Below are 19,745 nucleotides of genomic sequence, written 5' to 3'. Positions count from 1 at the left end.
GATGTTCTCCAAGATCCTGATCGCCAATCGCGGCGAGATCGCCCTGCGGATCCAGCGCGCCTGCCGCGAACTGGGCATCAAGACGGTTGCCGTCCATTCGACGGCAGATGCCGATGCGATGCATGTCCGCCTGGCCGACGAAGCCGTCTGCATCGGACCGCCATCCGCCCGCGATTCCTATCTGAATGTGGCGGCGATTCTGTCGGCTGCGACCATCACGGGCGCCGACGCGATCCATCCGGGCTATGGATTTCTGTCGGAAAACGCAGACTTCGCCGACACGGTGGAAGCGCACGGACTTGCCTTCATCGGGCCCAAGGCGTCGCACATCCGCATGATGGGCGACAAGATTACCGCCAAGACGACGATGCGTGCGCTTGGCGTACCGCTCGTGCCGGGCTCCGACGGCGCATTGCCGGATCTGGAAACGGCCCGCAGCGTCGCCGAGGAGGTTGGTTATCCGGTGCTAATCAAGGCCGCGGCCGGCGGTGGCGGCCGGGGCATGAAGGTTGCTCACGAGGCCTCAGAGCTTGAAGAGGCATGGAGCGTCGCGCGGACCGAGGCCCGTGCGGCGTTCGGCAACGACGAGGTCTATCTCGAGAAGTATCTCGATCGTCCGCGTCACATCGAGCTGCAGGTCCTGGCAGATACGCACGGTAACGTCGTACACTTCGGCGAGCGCGACTGTTCACTGCAGCGGCGGCACCAGAAGCTCGTCGAGGAAGCCGGTTCGCCGGTCCTTACGGCCGAGCAGCGTGACGCAATCGGTGCCACGGTCACGGATGCGCTGACCAAACTTGGCTATCGAAATGCCGGTACGCTCGAGTTTCTGTATCAGGACGGCCAGTTCTGCTTCATCGAGATGAACACGCGCCTACAGGTCGAGCATCCCGTGACTGAGATGGTCTGCGGGGTCGACCTCGTGCGCGAGCAGATCCGCATCGCCGCCGGTCAGCGGCTCGGCTACACGCAGGCAGATATCACGTTCAGCGGTCACGCCATCGAGTGCCGCATCAATGCCGAGAACCCCGAGACATTTGCACCCAATCCGGGGACGATCACCGTCTTTCACGCACCGGGCGGTCTTGGCGTCCGGATGGACAGCGCCATTTACGCCGGCTACCGCGTGCCTCCCTACTATGACAGCATGATTGCCAAGCTGATCGTGCATGCTCCGACACGCGCGGAGGCGATTGCAAGGATGCAGCGCGCCCTTGATGAGTTCGTCATCGAAGGCGTCCAGACCGTCATTCCGCTCCACCGCAAGATTCTGGCCAATCCGGAATTCCAGCGCGGCGAGTATACGATCCACTGGCTGGAGAAATTCGTCGCAGCCCAGTAACCTAGGGCTTACGCCGTGAATTGTTCGGCGATGATGCGTTCCGACAAGGCATGATCAGGATCGCAGAGCAGGATCGTTTCCAACGAACGATCCTCCTGCACCCGCACTTCGATAACGTCACGCACCTCGGTGAAATCAGCCACAGCGGCAGCAGGCCGCTTTTCCTGCTCGATCAGCGTGAACACGACCGACGCCGTCGATGGCAGAAGCGCGCCGCGCCACCGCCGAGGGCGGAAAGCAGAGATCGGCGTCAGCGGCAGAATGTTCGCTGACAGCGGAACAATAGGGCCGTGAGCTGACAGATTGTAGGCCGTGGAGCCCGCTGGTGTCGAGACAAGCACGCCATCGCAGACCAGCTCTTCAAGCCGGACGCGGCCGTCCACTTCGATCCGCACTTTCGCCGCCTGCCGGGTCTGCCGGAAGAGGAAGACGTCGTTGAACGCAAGTGCTTCATGACGCTCGCCCGAACGAGACGTAGCTTGCATTCTGAGAGGATGCAGAACGGATGGAAGCGCTTTACGCACCTTCTCGCGGAGGTCGCCGTCCGAGGCCGGATTCATCAGAAAACCGACCGTCCCGCAATTGATGCCGTAAACGGGAATGCCGCGCCCAAGGACCCGATGAAGCGTTTCCAGCAGGAAGCCGTCACCCCCAAGGCAGACGACGACATCCGCATCGTCGAAAGGCACGCCACCGTAGCATTCGCTCAGCTTCCGTAACGTGGTCTGCGCCTGCTCATGGGGCGATGCAACAAACGCGATCCTGTCCGCGCGGCGGGCATTTTGCGCCCGCTGTTCGCCTTGGGCCATATCGTCAGTCACAGGGAGCAGATCCAGTGAGCGTTCGGTGTCGCATGCCGTCCTCGTCCAGTCGCCGAGCTATGGGCCTAGCACGGCGCTGCGCGAGCAGGAACCTCCGGCAAATCATGCTCACTGACGAGGTGACTGCATTACCTGTTCAGCAGACCACGCGCGATTCGTGTCGCGTCCAGCCATGAGGGCGAGGTCGGCGACTCAATCATGAGCAATTGCTGACGGCGGATCGAAGACGGCACGCGTGAATCCTTGCGGACAACACCTGCGAGCTCAGGCGACCATGACAGAAACGTCTTGCAGGCCTGGCTGAGCTTGCGAAATGTCTGCTCGCCGCTCCGATGGGAGGCCGCCTGATTGATGATTACCTGACATGCGCCTTCTTGGCCGAGTAGCCGCCTGCGGTCCTTGATATAGAGCTTAATGACCGCATAGACGTCCGCCAGCGCCGTAGGCTCTTCCGTGGTGACGGCCAGCAGAAGGTCCGAGATCGAGGAGACATGACGCGTCATGTCGTTGATGCTGGCGCAGAGATCGACGATGACAACGTCGTAATTGTTCATGTTTCTCAATTCGAACAGAATCGGATCGATATCGCGCTCGGTGAGCCGCGACATGAACGAGGCTCCCGAACACCCCGGAAGAACATCGATCTTGATCTCGTCCCTCTTGTGAGAGCGCTCTATCGTGGCAGTCTGGATAACGTCCTGCAGCGTGCGGTCTCGGCACAGATAGTCAGAAATATCGAGGGTCGGGACCATGCCCAGCTGGATATCGATGTTCGCAAGACCAAAGTCGGCATCGAATACAAGCACCCGTTTGCCGAAGCTGGCGAGAAGTGCCGCCAGTGAGATCGACATCCACGTCTTGCCGACTCCCCCTTTTCCGGAGGCAACCGCAATGATCTTGGCCGATGACGCTGTCCTCGAGTCACGATTTCCGTGAGCTCCGACAGTGGTCCGGTCCTGTAGCAAACCTGAAAGCATGTGATGCAGCCTCAATTCTCTTTCTGGGCCGAAATATGCTGAGCCAGAAGTGACGCGCCCCGAGGCCGCGTCACTTCTGCTTCGGCGGACATATCGTTCGCGACAACTCGGGACTGCGCGCGCGCTGCGTTCTGACCCATTTCATCGGCAGATCTGGAAATCGCCTCGAAAAGACTTTGCTCATCCAGGGCCCGGCCGCCGCCAGCGACCGCGTCGCTCGTGCCGATCTCGGAAACAGGGATGCCTGCAACCGCCATTGCAAGGAGGCCACCCAGACGTCGGTGACAATCAACGCGGGTCACGACGGTGTGCCGGGCGCCGGCATCCAGAAACGTTCGCGCGAGGTCAAGTGACTCGCAGGCGTCCAGTCCTGCCGGGATGACGTGGACCAGAGCCCCTTCAATACGCTCTGCAAACGAGCCAAGGCGCCGTGCCGCCTGCATATCCGAAGCGGAAAATCCGGCCGTGTCGACGATAACAGGCCGCTCCCCGTTGATCGTCTGGAGATGCCCCGCAACGTCTTTCGTGGACGTCGCGGAAATCACTTCGATCCCAAGCAGTCGGGCGTATGCCTTGATCTGATGGTCTGCCCCTGCCCGGCGGTCATCGACGTTTATAATCACTGGTTTGACGCCCGCGATGACGAGACGAACCGCGAAGCGTATCGCGACAGTAGTTTTTCCACCCCCAGCCATGCCTGACACAACGACCGGTTGCCGTGCGAGCAACGGGCCGATGGGCGCAAAAGAGCACTTCCGAAGAAGCCGACGTAGGGATCCTGCCTCTACAAGGCCCGTCTGAACGAACGGCGGCACACCGTGCCATGCCAGGGTCTCACGATCGCTTTGTGCGGTCGTGCGCTGCTGCCACTGCGCGGTTTGAGGCAACACTCGACCAGGCCGCTCACCGGAAAAGCGTCCCTCATTGTCATCATCGGTGTCGAGTGCAGCCGTGAGCTCAATGGTGCCGTCAGGGCGCTTCTGTTGCCCGAGAATCAATGCGTCAGAACCGAGCGTTGAGCGAACCGTCTGCATGGCTTCGCCGATCGTCTTTCCGACAACAACCTTAACACGCATGAGTTTTGCTTTCGGTCATATTCAGATCCCGATCGATGCGACTGTCTTGATCTTCGCGCGCGGGAAGATCTCGCTTTGCGCCAGCACCATCATCGACGGGCGCATCCTTTCGACAATGGATCGAATGCCCGGGCGAATGGCGTTTCCGACAACGAGAACCGGCGCCTGGTCAGCCGTGGTCGTCTCTTCTATCGCGACCCTCAGACGCCCGACGAAGTCAGCCATTTTCGAAGGCGCCATGGCCAACTGCCGATCTTCCGGTGGCCCGACAAGGCTTTCGAGAAACATCGTCTCCCACTCGGGACATAACGTAATGATCGGGATATATCCCTTGGCCGACGTCAGATTCGCGCAGATCTGTCGGGACAGACGCACACGAACATGCGCAGCGATTGACGCGACCGTCTTGCAACCCATGCCGCACGCTTCATGAATCGCCTCCAGAATCGTTGGCAGGTCACGGATCGAGACGCGTTCGGCAAGAAGGCTTTGCAGGATCCGTTGCAGTGCACTCACAGTTACAAGAGATGGCACCAGATCCATGACGAGCTTCTGTTGCTCGCGCGGCATATCGTCCAGCAGCTTTTGCGTACCCGAATAAGATAAAAGATCGGGCATGTTTTCGCGAATGACTTCTGTCAGGTGCGTGGCAATGACACTTGCCGGATCGACCACAGTATATCCCTGAACCAGTGCCTCTTCTCGCAGCCTTTGATCGACCCAGACTGCCGGCAGTCCGAAAGCCGGCTCCTTTGTAACTTCGCCATCTATTTTGGGGGTCCCACCGCGCGGATCCATTGCCAGAAATCGACTTGCACGAATTTCTCCGCCCGCAACAAGCACTTCCTTTATCTTTATATCATAACGGTCGCTCGGGATTTGCAGATTGTCCTGAATACGCACCGGGGGAAGAATGAATCCGATGTCGGCCGCGATCGTGCGGCGCAGAACTTTGATCTGCTCAGTCAGCCGCGCGCCGTCTCCGCTCGCGATCGACAAGAGATTAAACCCGAGGTCGAGACGAATCAGGTCGATCCGCAGACTGTCCGACAACGGCGGCTCTGCAGAGGCCGATGCCTCGGCTGGAGACACCGCAGGGGCTTCTGAAACATCCCGGTTCACCAGGGGAACCCGATGTCGATGCCAGGCCATCGCGCCGGCAGCGCAGCCAAGAGCTATGAAAGGCACCGCGGGCAGCCCCGGCATGAAAGCCATCAGCACTGCCGAACCTGAGGCGAGCGCCAGAGGCTTCGCGCTTCCACCAAGCTGGCGCGCCAGCGCCACATCCGCTCCACCTTCGGTCCCGCCTTTTGTAACGACAATACCTGCGGCGGTAGACACCAGAAGTGCTGGAATCTGCGAAACCAGGCCATCACCAATGGTAAGTGTCGTAAATGATTCCGCCGCAGCCGCAACCGACATTCCGTGACGCCCAACTCCGATTGCAAGACCGCCGACTATATTGACTGCCGTGATGATCAAGCCCGCAATCGCATCCCCGCGGACGAACTTCGCAGCTCCGTCCATGGCGCCATAGAACGCGCTTTCCTCTTCCAGTTCGCGCCGGCGGCGACGGGCGACCACATCGGTAATTGCGCCGGAAGACAATTCCGCATCGACCGCCATCTGTTTTCCGGGCATCGCATCCAACGAAAACCGCGCGGCGACTTCCGCGATGCGGCCTGATCCTTTTGTAATAACCATGAAGTTTACGACGAGGAGGATCAGGAACAGGATGGCACCGATAACGACATCGCCACCCATAAGGAATCCGCCGAAGGCCGCGACAACGTGGCCTGCAGCTAAAGGTCCCTCAAAACCATGGCTCAATATCAGCCGCGTGGTCGCCACTTCCAAGGATAAACGAAGCAGCGTCGTGAGAAGCAGAAGTGTGGGAAATGACGTGAAATCAAGCGGTCGCTGCAAAAAGAGAGCGACCATCAAGACGAGAATTGATGACGTGACGGATAGAGACAGACCGGCATCGAGTATGAAGGTCGGCAGCGGCAGAACAAGGATCGATAGCAGCCCGGCGACGGATACGGCCAGCCCGACGTCCGAACCCGGCATGAAAGCCTGTACCCGGGACAATGGTCCTTCCAGAAATTTCAGCGAAGGGCTGCCGGGAAGGCGTCCAAAACGTCTGACAGGCAATGCGTTGTCGCTCATCTCGTCCGATCCATAGTGTCCCGTCGACTACTCTGGCCTCACGCGCCGTTACGCGATTTTTCTGCCTTGATGATCTCCGTCATTGTTATTCCAAGTCGACTGTCATCGACCATGACGACCTCTCCGCGCGCAATGAGGCGATTGTTGACCATGATATCGATAGAGTCGCCGATCTTGCGATCAAGTTCGACAACCGCGCCGCGACCGAGCTTCAGGAGTTGGCTGACTTGCATAGTCGCGCGTCCCAGAACAGCACTCACCGTCACGGGGATATCGTAGACCGCTTCCAAATCATGGGCGAATTTAGGTGCCTCATGAGAATCATGCGACGCAATGTCTGCCATTTCGTCAAAATCGTTCGGCATTGTATTACTCTCATTACTTCTGACCGGCATTGCTCGTATCAAGCAGTTTGCTGATTCGATCCAAAAAGTCGCCGGCATTACGTTCTGCCGAACCGGTCGCCCATGACACTGTCAGATCGCCATTCGCTACCGCACTTGATGTCTGCCAGGACACCGTAGCCGCGGAATGGTTACCAATTTGTTGACGAAGTGCCTCTATCGTCTCCGAATTTGCAGTTATCGTCAGGCATCGTTCTGCACGAAGAACAGGTTTTAGTGCATCCACGAACGCAGGCAGTTCGCCAATGCCATGCCGCTCTATAAAAGTAGGCAGAGCGACTGACATGATCTGGCTCAACAGCTCACGAACCTGGACCGCCGCATTCTCAGCAAGCTCGTCCTGAGAACTCAAAAAGCTGATGATAGGATCGACGATCTGCTCGATCACCAACCCTTCGCGTTCCTGCTCAAGAGCGAACTGCTCTGCCCGTCCCTTTGCTAGTCCCAACTGGAAAGCATCCTCGCGAATCTTGTCCAGATCAACAGGAGACGGCGGTTCGACTTGAGAGAGCATCTCCTTTGCAACGTCGTTGACGATATTCTGAGCTGCGTCTTGCCCGGAATCAGCGTTCGCGAGAACCACATCGTCGAAAATCTCGTCGAAGATAGGCTTCCCGCTGCGCTTGTCACGCGGCACGATCACAGGATGAGCTCATTGCTGGCGCCCTGATTCTGCAGTTCGATCTCGCCAGCATCCGCCATTTCCTTGGCCGTCTGTACGATTTCGGCCTGCGCTGCATCGACGTCCTTGACGCGGACCGGTCCGAGGGACGCGATTTCATCGGACAACATTTTGCCGACGCGCTCGGACATTGTTCCAAGAAACGCCACTCTCAACTGTTCAGACGCTCCCTTGAGTGCCAGGGGCAGCACCTCCCGATTGATGCGCCCAACGAGCTGCGAGAGGCTTTCCCGTGGAATATGCTGCAGATCTTCGAACGTGAACATGAGGGCCTTGATCCGCTCCGCATCGTCCTGACTGCGTTGTTCGAGAGCCGTCATGAACCGCCCTTCGAGACGGCGGTCGAAATTGTTGAAGATGTCGGCCATCTGCTCGTAGCTGTTCCGCTTGGCCCCGCGAGCCAGATTCGAGACAAATTCCGACCGAAGCGTATTTTCGACGCTTTGCAGTACGGCCTTCTGCACATTTTCGGTACGCAGCATTCGCGTCATCACGTCCATGGAGAACTCTTCCGGCAGAAGAGACAGGACACGGGCGGCGTGCAGCGGCTTGATCTTGCCGAGGATAACCGCAACCGTCTGGGGGTATTCGTTCTTGAGATAATTCGCGAGCGTTACCTCGGAAACGTTCCCGAGCTTATCCCACATGGTACGCCCTGCCGGACCACGGATCTCTTCCATGATCTGGGCCGCACGTTCAGCCGGCAAGGCGCGCTTGAGCAAACGTTCGGTGCTGTCGATATTGCCGACGAGGACTTCCGTATTGCCAAGGGATCCGCTGAACTCATTACAAACCTGTTCGACAGTCTCGGCGGAAATAGTCCCCAGTTGGGCCATCGCAGAGGATATTTCCCGAATTTCTTCCTCATGCATCGCTTCAAAAAGACGCGAGCAGCTTTCTTCTCCCAGCGCCAGCATCAGAATGGCGGCTTTCTGTGCGCCGTGGACGGGCATATTATCAAGCACGTTCGGGCCCTCCTTGTTCCGAGGCCAGCCAGCCTCTGATCATCGCGATACTTTCATCGGGGTGGGTTTCGACCAGATCAAGGACACGCTGGATCGAGGATGCCTTGATACGCCCTTCAACGCCGCTGACGGTAATCAGGCCGTCATCCGAACTGGCGATGGCATTCAGCGCGTTGGACGGCCCTGAAGACGCCACCAGCGCTGTACCTTGCTGATCAAGGCGTTCGATCGCGCCGCCGGCCGACATTGGCGAAAGCGCCACTCCTGCTGCCGGTGCGATCCTTTTCGGTGAGAGCAACGGCCGGACGATGAAAAAGCCCACCGCCAGCAGTGTCACCACAAAGACGAGCGTCCGCGTAACCTGACCGTTCAGCAGCATCGCCGCATTCAGGCCCATGATTGTTTTTTCGTGAGGAGCCGCTTCATTGTCGTCTGAGGTAAAGCGCATGGACATGACCGTTACCGTGTCCCCGCGGGCAGCATCATATCCGACAGCGCTTTTGGTCAGGTCCGTCAGACGCGAGAGTTCGTCCTTGTCCCTCGGGGTCCACACAGGCTGGTTATGACCGTCTATATGGGTCAAGCCGTCGACCATGACCGCGATGCTCAGTCGGGAAACGCGCGGCTGGTCCTGGACGAGTACGCGAACGGTCTTGCCGATCTCGTAATTGTCGGTTTCCTGCTGCCGGCTGCTCTGGCTGCCGGATTGCGGCTGGCCGGCATTGGCGTTGGGCAGGTTGTTCCCAACCGTGACGTTCGCAGATCCCTGGGTATTGACGTTTTTTTCAGTATTTGTCTGTTGCGAGCGCAAGACCTGCTGGTCGGGATCATAGCGCTCCTGCGTTTCGTGCACATGGTCGGTATTCATTTGAACGGCCGCTTCAACCCGCACATGACCCATTCCGACAACGGAATTCAGCATGTCCTCCACGGAGCGTGACAGCCGCATTTCCATAGCCTGGCGTTGCTCTTCGACGCTTTGCGAACCGGAGCCGCTGCCCGTGATGGAACCTGCTCGCGCAAGCACGTCTCCGCGATTATCGACGATTGCGATATTTTGCGGCCGCAGGCCCGGGACCGCTGCGGCGACAAGATTAAGCACCGCGGACACGCCCTCAGGGTCCAGCCGCTGGTTGCCATTGAGCGTCAGCAATACGCTTGCCTGGGCTGTCTGCTCCTCAGCGGAGAAGAGCTCTCGATGAGCGAGGACGAGATGTACTCGCGCCGATTTCACGCCGCGCAACAGACGAATTGATCGCTCGAGTTCGCCTTCCAGAGCGCGCGTCTCGTTGATCGACTGTTCGAACTGCGTCTGGGTCAGATTTGACCCACGATCAAACAGCTCATATCCGACAGATCCCCCCGAAGGCAGACCGTCCTTTGCGAGAAGCAACCGTGCCGCTGCGACCTTGTCCTGGGCGACGAGAATTGTCTGTCCCTGGTCTCGTAATGCGTAAGCAATGTGCGCCTTGTCCAGATGATCCGCGATACCGGACGCTTCCTTGGGATCCAGATCGCGATACAACAGCGCGTCGGTACTGCCGCCGCCGCTTTGCAGCACGACAACGCCCAGAAGGGCAAGCATGCCGACAAAAACCGCGCCAAGCACCGCCAGCCTGCGGTTACCGAGCGCGCGAAGATTTTCGATAAGCGCATTCATGAGCTGCGCGTCATCCCGACATTCGCGGACCGGACAAGGTCATCAAGGCGGTGCGGCTGCTTCATCCGGGCGCTCCGAAAGCGTTTTATCTCGAAGCGGATTCTATCGAGCAGGTATTAACAGTCGGTTAAATACGCTCCCATCAGGTGCTGACGAGATTATTGATGCTGGTGGAGACGCTGCCCATCTGGAGATCGACGGACGACCCGCTGTTCGAAACGCCGGTGACCGTTCCCGTAACTGTCGGCGTCAAAGCGGTCGTCGAACCGCTGGCGGTGCTCGCCTCGATCGCGACGGAATACTGGCCGTCAGCCAGTTGAGTGCCGTCATCGTTTTCGCCATTCCATGTCCAGGTGTTGGTACCGGCCGACGCGTCGACCTCCTGGGTCTTGACGACATTTCCACTGCTGTCCGTCACGGCAATGGCGACCGTCCCGGCGGACGGTGCATCGTAGGTCAATGAGGCGCTGCCGTTCTGGAGCGGCAACGAGGAACTGTCGACGGAGACGCTCTTGCCGACCAGATTGAGGCCCGATGTCAACGTGCTGTCCTGCGTGAGTGAAATCAGCGACGAAAGGTTCGTGTTGGTCTGGACCTGCTGCTCCACGCCCGCGAACTGCGCGAGTTCGCTTGTGAAGCTGTCCGTGCTCATGGGGCTGCTCGGGTCCTGATTTTTGAGCTGCGTCGTAAGCATGGTCAGGAACTCGTTGTAGTTCGTTCCGAGAGATGCGAGCGCAGATGCGCTGGCAGTCGACGTGCTCGAAGACGAGGTCGCGGCCGCCGAAGTCGATGACGCCGCCGTCTGAGCGGCGCTGATGGCAGCGTTGATCAGGCTCGTCGTGCCCTGAGACGATGTGACTGATGTGGTCGACATGAAAAAATTACCTCTCAGACGAAGACATTGACGAAACGGCGCCGATATCTGGTCTCGCCGGGTTTCGAGGCGCTGGGCTCCGGTCCCTCTGCCGAACGCTCGGATGCATCGTATCCGCTTTCGCCGCGGGAGCCGGTCGACTGCAGGCCGGCGCTTGGCGCCGCCGAGGACAGGGACGAAGACACGCCGACGGGTCCGACACTGGTAATCTGGATCTGCTGAGACATGATCACTTGCCCTGCCGAGACGCCATTGACGGCACGAACAATGTCGTCCCTGTGCTCGCCAAGTTCCTGCGCCAGTCCGGCACCCGCGCGAATGGAAACCGCCGTTCCGTGGTGATCTCTCGCAACGTCGATCTGAACCGCGCCGCGTTCGCCCAGATCCAGCGTCACATGTGTCGTATGCTGCTCATCCACGACCTGATGCACCATCGTGAGACCTGCATCCGCGGTCGTATCCTCGGCCTGGCCAGGTTCTTCCCCGGTATCTTGCAGTTCGGGAGCTTCCGGCGTCGAAGCGCTTGACGCTGTTGTGTCGTCCAGATGCGGCAATGGAACGTCAGTGTCGATGGCAACGTCAGGCAAGGACGCGCTGTTCGGCAGTTCGTCCAAAGATGGAACATCGCCTGCCTGAGAAGGGTCACTAGCCGATCCGACGGTGGCAACCTGCCGAGCAGGCTGGCTCCCCCCCGTTACAGAATCGCCCGTTGCGACTTCGGATTGGTCGGCCGACCCAGGCTGTAATGTCGGATCCGGCATCAAAGGGACAGCGGCATCCTGCGGAGCGGTGTTCTGCGGAACGGCAGGGGCCGCAGGTCCGGCGGCGGCCGCCGGCGACAACGGCGTAGCGATTGCTGAATGCGCCCCGTGAGACGCGGAAGGCTGCTCCCTCGTGCCTTGTCGCGAAGTGGTCACGCCTTTGCCCTGCCCTGTCGTTGGTCGACTTCCAGAGTGTGACGCGATTTTTTTTTCGTTGGCCGTGACGCTTTTAGCCGCCGTCCCCGTCTGGTTCGTTTTGCCGGTGACATCGGAATGGCTGGACTCAGCGGCCGAGCGCGAAGGGAACGCCCGACCGGTATTTTTGGCATCAGGCGACTGATGTGTCGTGACAGAAGTGGAGGCGCGCGCGTCGGTAGCGACCGTCCTGTTTTGCGCGTTGTCTGATCGGTGACTGTCGGTTTGGCTCGGTGTGGGGGCGGTCGCGGGCGGCGCAGAGGGATGTTCGAAACTCGCGAGGAACGCGTGGAACCGATCGGTCGCGCCCTCGGTCTCGGCGGCTGTAACGGCCGGCAGGGTCGAGACCTGCGATGCAGACCCCAGTTTCGAAAGTGTTGCGACCGTCATGACCCTCTCCGCCAGCGCACGGAGAGGAGAGGATAGGTCAGTGCAGTTTAATAAAGCGTTACCGACAGGCGCGTCAGCGTGCTGCTGTCTCGGACATATCCACCGGCGCCGATTGCACCTGCATCACCTGTCCGTGCCGGTCGAAATAGACGATCGCATCGCCTCGACGTTCGGCATATCCGTCGGGCTGGCCGTCAGGCGTCCGGAACATGAGCCGATTGGCATCGGCCTGCTCGATGACCTTGTCGCCGCGCGGCCGGTACCGGAATGCACTGAAATCCTTGTGTGCTTTCGGCAGCGACGAGATACGGGCGAGTTCATGCATGTCGGGTTTCTTCGGCCCGTCACCGCCATCGGCTCGCGCCATTGTCGGCAGCGCCGTCGTCCCCAGGATCAATGCTGTGACAAGCAGCCTGTTTTTCAGGTGCATGTTGTTACCCTCCCCCGCCGGTTTCATCGAAGCCGTCGTTCCCGTCTCTACCGCGCCGCCGCCGCGGAAGCCACCCTCGTCGGCGGCGTGTGATCAACCCAGCCGCCGCCCAGAGCCCGATACAAGGTTACAAGATTCTGAAAACGTGCGGACTTCACGGCGATGGAGGTCTGCTGCGCCTGATAAAGACTGCGTTGCTGCTCCAGCGTCGTCAGATAGCTGTCGATGCCGGACGAGAAGCGCATCTGTGCGAGGCGATACGCATCCTGATCGGACTGCACGAGGCCATCCAGCTGCCGATCCTGAGCCAGATAGGTTTCACGCGCGGTCAACGCGTCGGACACTTCGCGAAAGGCGGTCTGGACCGTGCGCTCGTATGTCGCGATCTGCTCGAGCTTGCGGGCCTTCGAAATGCGTAGATTTCCCTCGTTCTGCCCCCAGGTGAAGATCGGAAGCGTGATCGAGGGCGCGGCCGACCACGTGGTCGCACCGGGCGTAAAGAGATGGCGGAATTGAAGAGACGATATCCCGTCCGATGCCGTGATCGTCACGCGCGGGAAAAACGCCGCACGGGCCGCACCGATATTCGCGTTCGCGGCCTTCAGGGTGTGTTCCGCCTGAACCACATCCGGCCGCCGGGCGATGAGATCCGACGGAAGCCCCGCCGGGAGATCGGACAGAATGGTCTGCTGACCAAACGGCGCCGGTTCGGGCAGGTCGGCGGGGAGCGGTGCGCCCACGGCCAGCTGGAGCGCATGGGCGTCGAGCCCCATCTGACGTTCGTACTGGGCCTGGTTGGCAGCAGCCTGCTGAACCTGGCTGCGCGTCTGCTGAAGCGTCAGCAAATCCGTCTCGCCATGGTCATACATCGTCTGCGTCAGGTCGAGTGTATGCTGCTGCGATGCCAGCGTGTCATTCGTCACGCGCAGGAGTTCGCGGTCCGCGAGCCAGGAAATATATGTCGTCGCCACTTCCGCGATCGTCGACGTCAGCACGGAACGCGCGTTTTCCTCCGAGGCCAAGGCGTCTTCTGCCTGCTCCTGGGAGAGACTGCGGATCCGCCCGAAGAGATCGACCTCGTATGCCGAAAATCCGATGCCCGCGCTGTAGTAGCGAAGCATCGATATGTTCTGGCCGAGCCCCGGCGCGAAGGAGAAGCCCGCAGTGCTGGACGGGGCGAAATACTCGCCATTGCCGGTCGCCGAAATAGGCGGAAAAAGCGATGCATGCTGGACTTCATATTGTCCCTGCGCTTCCGAAATCGATGCGATCTGGCTGCGCAGGCTGCGGTTGTCACGAATGGCCAACGCGATCAGCGCTTTCAGACGTTCATCGACAAAGAAGTCCCGCCATCCGAGATCGGCCGCCACGACATGGGCCGGCACGGAAGCCGCATGCGTGTCGGAGGGATAAGCGGTCTGCACCGGCATGGCCGGACGGACGTAATCCGGCGCCATCGTGCAGCCGCACAGCAGCGCGGACAAGCCGAGAACCCCGAGCCTGCGGGTCGTGGACGCAGTCTTGCGCGTCATGATCAATGCTCTCCGGCCATCTGGTTGCGGTGTTCATACGGATCCTGACGATCCTGAAGGCGCTTCACCCGGAAGATACGCAGCACGACCACGAAGAAGACAGGCACGAAATAGATCGCAAGCAGGGTTGCGGACAGCATGCCGCCGACCACGCAGGTGCCGATCGCGCGACGCGCCGAAGAACCGGCACCACTTGCAATGGCGAGCGGGAACACGCCGCAGACGAAGGCGATCGATGTCATGAGGATCGGGCGCAACCGTTCGCGGCCCGCCTTCAGGACGGCTTCCTCCAGAGAGTCCCCTGCTTCGAAGAACGCTTTCGCGAATTCCACGATGAGGATCGCGTTCTTGACCGACAGCCCGATGGTGGTCAGCAGACCGACCTGGAAATAGACGTCGTTGGCCAGCCCTCGCACCAGCGTCGCCAGAATGGCGCCCAGCACGCCGAGCGGCAGCACGAGCAGCACGGCGAACGGAATCGCCCAGCTCTCATACAGTGCCGCAAGGCAGAACAGGATGACGACCACTGCCAGCGCATAGAGCGGTCCAGTCGAGCCTGCGGATGCGACCTGCTCGTAGGAGAGGCCCGTCCAGTCGTAGCTGATGCCGCGCGGCAGGTGCGAGAAGATCTTGCGCATCTCGTCCATTGCCTGCCCGGAGCTCACGCCCGCGGCGGGCTGACCCAGCAGTTCGTAGGAGTTCTGGCCGTTGTAGTCCTCGACCTTCTGGGCACCGACGATCCAGTGGCTGCTCGCAAACGCATTCAGCGGCACGAGGCTGTTGACGGCATTGCGGATGTACCACTTCTCCAGATCGCTGGGCCGCATGCGCGAGTCCGGCTCACCCTGGATGTAGACCTGCTTGACGCGGTCGCTGCGGGTGAACTGGTTCACGTAGATCGACCCGAGCGCGCCTTCGATCGTGGTGTTCACGTCCGCCATCGACAGGCCGAGAGCCAGGGCCCGCTCCCGATCGACGTCGAGGCTGAGCTGCGGTGCATCTTCCATGCCCTGCGGACGCACGGCCGCCAGCGCTGGGCTCTTGGACGCCATGCCCAGCACCATGTTGCGGGCCTGAAGCAGGGCCTCGTGGCCGACATGGCCGCTGTCCTCGAGCTCGACGTCGAAACCCGTGGCGTTGCCGAGTTCAAGCACCGCCGGCGGGTTGATCGCGAAGATCTGCGCCTCCGGATCGGTCCAGAAATGCATCATGATGTTGTTGGCGATCGCCATCGACGAGTGGGCGTAACCCACGCGCGAGTCCCAGTCCTTCAGGCGGATGAAGAATGACCCCGCGCTCTGGCCCTGCCCTGCGAAGTTGAACCCGTTGACCGACAGCACGGACACGATGTCGTTGCCGTAGGTCTTCATGATGTAGTCGGCGACCTTGTGATTGACGGCGGCCGTCTGGGCCTGCGTCGCGCCGGGCGGCATCGTGATCTGACCGAAGATCAACGCCTGATCCTCGTCCGGCAGGAAGCCTGCGGGCACGCGCAGGAAGAAGAAGATCGCAATTCCGGTGAAAGCCACGAACAGCACCATCGAAACCAGACGATTGCCGATCAGACGTCGCACGCCACCGAGATAGCCGCGCGTGATCCGATCGAACGTCCGGTTGAACCAGCCCGCCAGGCCACGATCCTTGGCGTGCTCGACCGGCTTGAGCATGGTCGCGCACAGCGCCGGCGTCATGATCAGGGCGACCAGAACCGACAGCCACATCGCACAGACGATCGTGATCGAGAACTGGCGATAGATCACGCCGGTCGAGCCGCTGAACGCCGCCATCGGCAGGAACACGGCCGTCAGGACGAGCACGATGCCGATCAGGGCGCCGGAGATCTCATCCATCGACTGCCGGGCCGCCTCACGCGGAGACAGGCCCTTTTCCGTCATGACGCGCTCGACGTTCTCGACCACCACGATGGCGTCGTCGACCAGGAGGCCCACGGCCAGGACCATGGCCAGCATCGTCAGCGTGTTGATGCTGTAGCCGAAGATCGACAGCAGGCCGAACGTGCCGAGCAGCACGACGGGCACCGCGATCGTCGGGATCAGGGTGGCGCGGAAGTTCTGCAGGAACACCAGCATCACGAGGAAGACGAGGAAGATCGCCTCGACGAGGGTCTGCACGACCTCCCGGATCGACAGCACGATGAACGGCTGCGTATCGAGCGGGTAGACGACCTTGAGCCCCGACGGGAAGAACCGCGACAGGTCGGCGATCTTCGCGCGCACCGCCGCTTCCGTCGTCAGCTGGTTGGCGCCCGGCGCAAGCTTGAGCGCCATGGCGGCCGCGGGCTTCTGGTTCCAGTAGGTATCGAATGTGTATGCCTGCGCGCCGAGTTCGACGCGGGCCACGTTGCGCAGCAGCACCCGCGATCCGTCCTGCTGGACGCGCAGGAGGATGTTGCGGAACTGCTCCGGATCGGTGAAGCGTGTCGGCCCGATGATGGTGGCATCGAAACCGATACCCTTGGCTGCGGGCAGCCCGCCGAGTTCGCCAGAGGACACCTGGATGTTCTGCTGCTGGATCGCCGTCTCGACGTCCACGACGGTCAGGCCGTACTTGTAGAGCTTTGCTGGATCGAGCCAGACGCGCATCGCGTATTCCGAGCCGAACAAGGTGTGATCGCCGACGCCCGTCACGCGCGACAGCGGATCGGACACGTTCGAGGCGATGTAATCCGCGATGTCCTGACCGGACATGCTGCCGTCCGTGGATATGAAGGCAGCGACCAGCATGAAGTTCTTGACCGCCTTCGTGACGCTCAGTCCCTGCTGGGTCACTTCGGTCGGCAGACGTGCCTGCGCCAGCTGCAACTTGTTCTGCACCTGGACCTGGGCAATATCCGGATTGGTGCCCTGCTGGAAGGTGAGATCGATCTCCATGCTGCCGTTGGCGTAGGAGCTCGCCGACAGATATTCGAGATGATCGATGCCGTACATCTGTTGCAGGATCGGCCGGACAACAGTGTTGTTGACGGTCTCGGCCGAGGCGCCCGGGTAGGTGACGGTCACCGCGATCTGCGGCGGCGCGATGCTGGGATACTGGGCGATCGGCAGCCGCATGACGGCGACGCCGCCGACCAGCATGATGATCAGGCCCACCACCCACGCGAAAACGGGGCGGTCAATGAAGAAACGAGACATGGATCAGCCCGCCTTGGATGCGTCGGCCGCGACCGGTTGGACTTTCTGACCCGGCATCACTTTCTGCAGGCCGCTGACGATCACGCGATCTCCCGTATTCAGTCCGCTTGTGGCGACCCAGTCCGCGTTGATCGCGCGTCCGATCTCGATGGTGCGCTGCTGGACCGTATTGTCCGCGTTCACCACCATGACGACCGCATCGCCCTTCGGATCACGCTGCACTGCGACCTGCGGCACAAGGATCGTGTTGGGGTCGGATCCTTCCGTCACGCGCGCATGCACGAACAGTCCCGGCAGCAGAAGATGATCGGGATTGGGGAAGACCGCCCGCATGACGAGTGTGCCGGTCGCCTCGTCGACGATGACCTCGGACAGCTCCAGCCGTCCCTGATGGGGATACGGTGTTCCATCTTCCAGACGCAGGGCCACCTCGGGGTCGCCGCTCGCCGTGCGCTGGATCTGCCCCTTGGCCAGTTCCGCACGGAAGCGCAGCATGTCGACGGCTGGAAGATTGACGTCGACGTAGATCGGATCGAGCCGCGTCACGACGGCGATCTGTGTCGTCTGGTTTGCGGTCACCAGCGCACCGGGCGTCAGAAGCGCGCGACCGATTCGTCCTGCGATCGGCGTGCGGACGTTGGTGTATCCAAGATTGACCGCAGCCGCGTCGAGCGCGCCCTTCTGGGCCACGATCTGGGCCCGGGCCTCGTCCTCTGCGGCAAGCGCGTTGTCGTAGTCCTGACGGCTGACCGCATGTGCCGCGGCCAGGGGCTTGTAGCGCTCGAGCTGCCCACGCGCCCGCACTTCAGCCGCGATCGCGTTCGCGAGCTGGCCTTTGGCCTGGTCATAGGCCGCCTGATAAGGCGCCGGATTGATCTTGTAGAGGAGCTGTCCCGCCTTGAGATCAGCGCCCTGCTCAAACGTCCGCTCGACGATCACACCGCTGACCTGCGGACGGACCTCGGCCTGTTCATAGGCATCGGTTCGTCCGGGAAGATCCGTGTCGATGCTGACCGACTGCGTGTGCATCGTGACGATTCCGACCTGGGGCGGCGGCATGTGCGGCGGCGCATGCTTGCGCTCGCAACCCGCGAGGCCAATCGTGGCCAGAAGCGGCACGATCACAAGCCGTGGCCCAGTCATGGCGCGTGTCATCATGGCACGTGTCGTCACTGCGTCGATCCTACAGATTACCCGTTGCGGATGCGGGCGCCGAGAACTGCATATCCTCGAAAGATACAGACAGGATCGAGGCAGGTTTTCTTACGCGCATTGCCGGGCCCCTGGCCGCGATGGCCGTGGGTCGTTGACAAAGTATATATGGAAACACTTGAGTTTCCGTGCCATGGGAACTATACGGTTTCCAAATTTCCGTCAACCGATCGGAACGGCGCCAAAGATCCTCTCTGGGCCGCCCGGTTGAACGATCGAGAGGAAGACGCAGTCATGCATGGCGCCGGACACCGCTGCGCCCCGACCCGACCGGCTTCGGCCGGCAATCGTGACCGGGAAGCCCACGGTGCAGGACGTCCGCGCGTCCTCGATGTTGAAACGCGCCGTGAGGCGATCCTCGATGCCGCGAGCTGCGCTCTGCAACAATATGGATATCACGCAGCATCCATGGACCGGGTGGCGAAGGCCGCCGGGATGTCGAAAAAAACGCTCTATCAGTGGTTCGACTCGAAGCAGTCGCTTTACGAAAACCTCATCAGTGATCGCCTCCTGACGATCAAGACCCCGATGGACGATGCACCGGGATCGATCGCAGAGCAGCTATCGCGTTCGTTGAAAGCCTTGAGTCGGGAATTCATGCAGACGGAGCGTCTCTGCCTGCTTCGTACCGTCATCGCCGAGACACGGGCACCGGAAATCCGGCAGATCGTCGGCCAGTTGTTTGAAATGAAATGCGCGTCCTTCCCGCTGCGCACGTGGCTTGTCGAGCAGCGCGCCCTCAATCGCATCATCTGCGAGGATATCGACGAGAAGACGGATCTCCTGTTCGGCATGACGCTCGGCCTCATGACGCTTGGAGAACTGACCGGCGGTTGTGCAAACCGGACGGAACTCGAACAGGATCAGCTGATCGATCACGCGATCTCCGTCTTTCTTTATGGGATCGATCAGCAGGTATCTGCCCGGAACCAGATCGATACGCATGCTCTCGCGCATGAAGATGAACGCAACCTGACTTTTGCGCATCGGAGCCACGTGACCGACATCCAGGAGACAGTCTGAGACAATTTGTCTCAGACTATCGCAGGCTTGCTGCCAGCCGCTGGCTTGTCAGCATGGACGCGCTTTTTGTTAAAAAACAT

The 19,745-nt window shown here is 60.6% G+C and carries 16 protein-coding genes; 2 read left to right on the top strand and 14 right to left on the bottom strand.

What is annotated here, in order from left to right; translation table 11 throughout:
- The first annotated feature begins 1 nt into the window (after nt 1).
- Nucleotides 2-1,342 carry an acetyl-CoA carboxylase biotin carboxylase subunit gene (accC, locus tag B8446_RS01580; RefSeq protein WP_048846524.1) on the top strand — a complete coding sequence of 447 codons (1,341 nt, stop codon included), beginning with the start codon at nt 2-4 and terminating at the stop codon, nt 1,340-1,342.
- 8 nt (nt 1,343-1,350) lie between these two features.
- Here the strand turns inward: accC and B8446_RS01575 are convergent, their stop codons facing one another.
- The 14 genes from B8446_RS01575 to B8446_RS01510 all read right to left on the bottom strand — a co-directional run bounded on the left by B8446_RS01575 (nt 1,351) and on the right by B8446_RS01510 (nt 18,573).
- Nucleotides 1,351-2,151: an NAD kinase gene (locus B8446_RS01575; RefSeq protein WP_048846522.1), complete on the bottom strand. Its 801-nt coding sequence runs from the start codon at nt 2,149-2,151 to the stop codon at nt 1,351-1,353.
- Nucleotides 2,152-2,291: 140 nt separating this feature from the next.
- A complete protein-coding gene (locus tag B8446_RS01570) occupies nt 2,292-3,140 on the bottom strand; it encodes a nucleotide-binding protein (RefSeq protein WP_084711977.1) in 849 nt (282 codons plus the stop codon).
- A gap of 11 nt (nt 3,141-3,151) precedes the next feature.
- Entirely contained in the window at nt 3,152-4,216 is a 1,065-nt protein-coding gene (locus tag B8446_RS01565; RefSeq protein WP_048846518.1) for a flagellar biosynthesis protein FlhF, read from the bottom strand.
- Nucleotides 4,217-4,237: 21 nt separating this feature from the next.
- Complete coding sequence (flhA, locus tag B8446_RS01560) at nt 4,238-6,286, bottom strand: flagellar biosynthesis protein FlhA (protein ID WP_048846647.1); 2,049 nt, start codon at nt 6,284-6,286, stop codon at nt 4,238-4,240.
- Between the two features lie 137 nt (nt 6,287-6,423).
- Nucleotides 6,424-6,729, bottom strand: coding sequence for a flagellar motor switch protein FliN (fliN, locus tag B8446_RS01555; RefSeq protein ID WP_048846645.1), 306 nt, complete (start codon nt 6,727-6,729; stop codon nt 6,424-6,426).
- Nucleotides 6,730-6,763: 34 nt separating this feature from the next.
- Nucleotides 6,764-7,432, bottom strand: coding sequence for a FliH/SctL family protein (locus tag B8446_RS01550; RefSeq protein ID WP_048846516.1), 669 nt, complete (start codon nt 7,430-7,432; stop codon nt 6,764-6,766).
- Nucleotides 7,429-8,424 (bottom strand): flagellar motor switch protein FliG, encoded by a 996-nt coding sequence (locus B8446_RS01545; RefSeq protein ID WP_048846514.1) that lies wholly within the window; start codon nt 8,422-8,424, stop codon nt 7,429-7,431. Before B8446_RS01545 ends, B8446_RS01550 begins: the two co-directional genes overlap by 4 nt.
- Before the next feature lie 4 nt (nt 8,425-8,428).
- Entirely contained in the window at nt 8,429-10,096 is a 1,668-nt protein-coding gene (fliF, locus tag B8446_RS01540; RefSeq protein ID WP_048846512.1) for a flagellar basal-body MS-ring/collar protein FliF, read from the bottom strand.
- 142 nt (nt 10,097-10,238) lie between these two features.
- A complete protein-coding gene (locus B8446_RS01535; protein WP_048846511.1) occupies nt 10,239-10,970 on the bottom strand; it encodes a flagellar hook assembly protein FlgD in 732 nt (243 codons plus the stop codon).
- Nucleotides 10,971-10,984: 14 nt separating this feature from the next.
- A complete protein-coding gene (locus B8446_RS01530) occupies nt 10,985-11,557 on the bottom strand; it encodes a hypothetical protein (protein WP_148505794.1) in 573 nt (190 codons plus the stop codon).
- Nucleotides 11,558-12,389: 832 nt separating this feature from the next.
- Complete coding sequence (locus tag B8446_RS01525) at nt 12,390-12,773, bottom strand: hypothetical protein (protein ID WP_241767583.1); 384 nt, start codon at nt 12,771-12,773, stop codon at nt 12,390-12,392.
- Nucleotides 12,774-12,793: 20 nt separating this feature from the next.
- Entirely contained in the window at nt 12,794-14,278 is a 1,485-nt protein-coding gene (locus tag B8446_RS01520) for an efflux transporter outer membrane subunit (RefSeq protein ID WP_048846506.1), read from the bottom strand.
- Nucleotides 14,279-14,280: 2 nt separating this feature from the next.
- Nucleotides 14,281-17,430 carry an efflux RND transporter permease subunit gene (locus tag B8446_RS01515; protein ID WP_048846503.1) on the bottom strand — a complete coding sequence of 1,050 codons (3,150 nt, stop codon included), beginning with the start codon at nt 17,428-17,430 and terminating at the stop codon, nt 14,281-14,283.
- A gap of 3 nt (nt 17,431-17,433) precedes the next feature.
- Nucleotides 17,434-18,573 carry an efflux RND transporter periplasmic adaptor subunit gene (locus tag B8446_RS01510; RefSeq protein WP_048846641.1) on the bottom strand — a complete coding sequence of 380 codons (1,140 nt, stop codon included), beginning with the start codon at nt 18,571-18,573 and terminating at the stop codon, nt 17,434-17,436.
- Here B8446_RS01510 and B8446_RS01505 point away from each other — a divergent pair.
- Entirely contained in the window at nt 18,502-19,665 is a 1,164-nt protein-coding gene (locus B8446_RS01505) for a TetR/AcrR family transcriptional regulator (RefSeq protein ID WP_148505792.1), read from the top strand. The genes B8446_RS01510 and B8446_RS01505 overlap by 72 nt on opposite strands.
- Nucleotides 19,666-19,745: the final 80 nt, after the last annotated feature.

The organism is Tanticharoenia sakaeratensis NBRC 103193 (assembly GCF_000963885.1).
GTDB lineage: Bacteria > Pseudomonadota > Alphaproteobacteria > Acetobacterales > Acetobacteraceae > Tanticharoenia > Tanticharoenia sakaeratensis.
This window is presented reverse-complemented; position numbering and strand designations above follow the sequence as displayed.

Coding starts and splice junctions, on each gene's coding strand:
- accC (WP_048846524.1), top strand. CDS start 2: ATGTTCTCCAAGATCCTGATCGCCAATCGCGGCGAGATCGCCCTGCGG.
- B8446_RS01575 (WP_048846522.1), bottom strand. CDS start 2,151: ATGGCCCAAGGCGAACAGCGGGCGCAAAATGCCCGCCGCGCGGACAGG.
- B8446_RS01570 (WP_084711977.1), bottom strand. CDS start 3,140: ATGCTTTCAGGTTTGCTACAGGACCGGACCACTGTCGGAGCTCACGGA.
- B8446_RS01565 (WP_048846518.1), bottom strand. CDS start 4,216: ATGCGTGTTAAGGTTGTTGTCGGAAAGACGATCGGCGAAGCCATGCAG.
- flhA (WP_048846647.1), bottom strand. CDS start 6,286: ATGCCGGGTTCGGACGTCGGGCTGGCCGTATCCGTCGCCGGGCTGCTA.
- fliN (WP_048846645.1), bottom strand. CDS start 6,729: ATGGCAGACATTGCGTCGCATGATTCTCATGAGGCACCTAAATTCGCC.
- B8446_RS01545 (WP_048846514.1), bottom strand. CDS start 8,424: ATGCCCGTCCACGGCGCACAGAAAGCCGCCATTCTGATGCTGGCGCTG.
- fliF (WP_048846512.1), bottom strand. CDS start 10,096: ATGAATGCGCTTATCGAAAATCTTCGCGCGCTCGGTAACCGCAGGCTG.
- B8446_RS01535 (WP_048846511.1), bottom strand. CDS start 10,970: ATGTCGACCACATCAGTCACATCGTCTCAGGGCACGACGAGCCTGATC.
- B8446_RS01525 (WP_241767583.1), bottom strand. CDS start 12,773: ATGAAACCGGCGGGGGAGGGTAACAACATGCACCTGAAAAACAGGCTG.
- B8446_RS01520 (WP_048846506.1), bottom strand. CDS start 14,278: ATGACGCGCAAGACTGCGTCCACGACCCGCAGGCTCGGGGTTCTCGGC.
- B8446_RS01515 (WP_048846503.1), bottom strand. CDS start 17,430: ATGTCTCGTTTCTTCATTGACCGCCCCGTTTTCGCGTGGGTGGTGGGC.
- B8446_RS01505 (WP_148505792.1), top strand. CDS start 18,502: ATGCTTGCGCTCGCAACCCGCGAGGCCAATCGTGGCCAGAAGCGGCAC.
- B8446_RS01510 (WP_048846641.1), bottom strand. CDS start 18,573: ATGACTGGGCCACGGCTTGTGATCGTGCCGCTTCTGGCCACGATTGGC.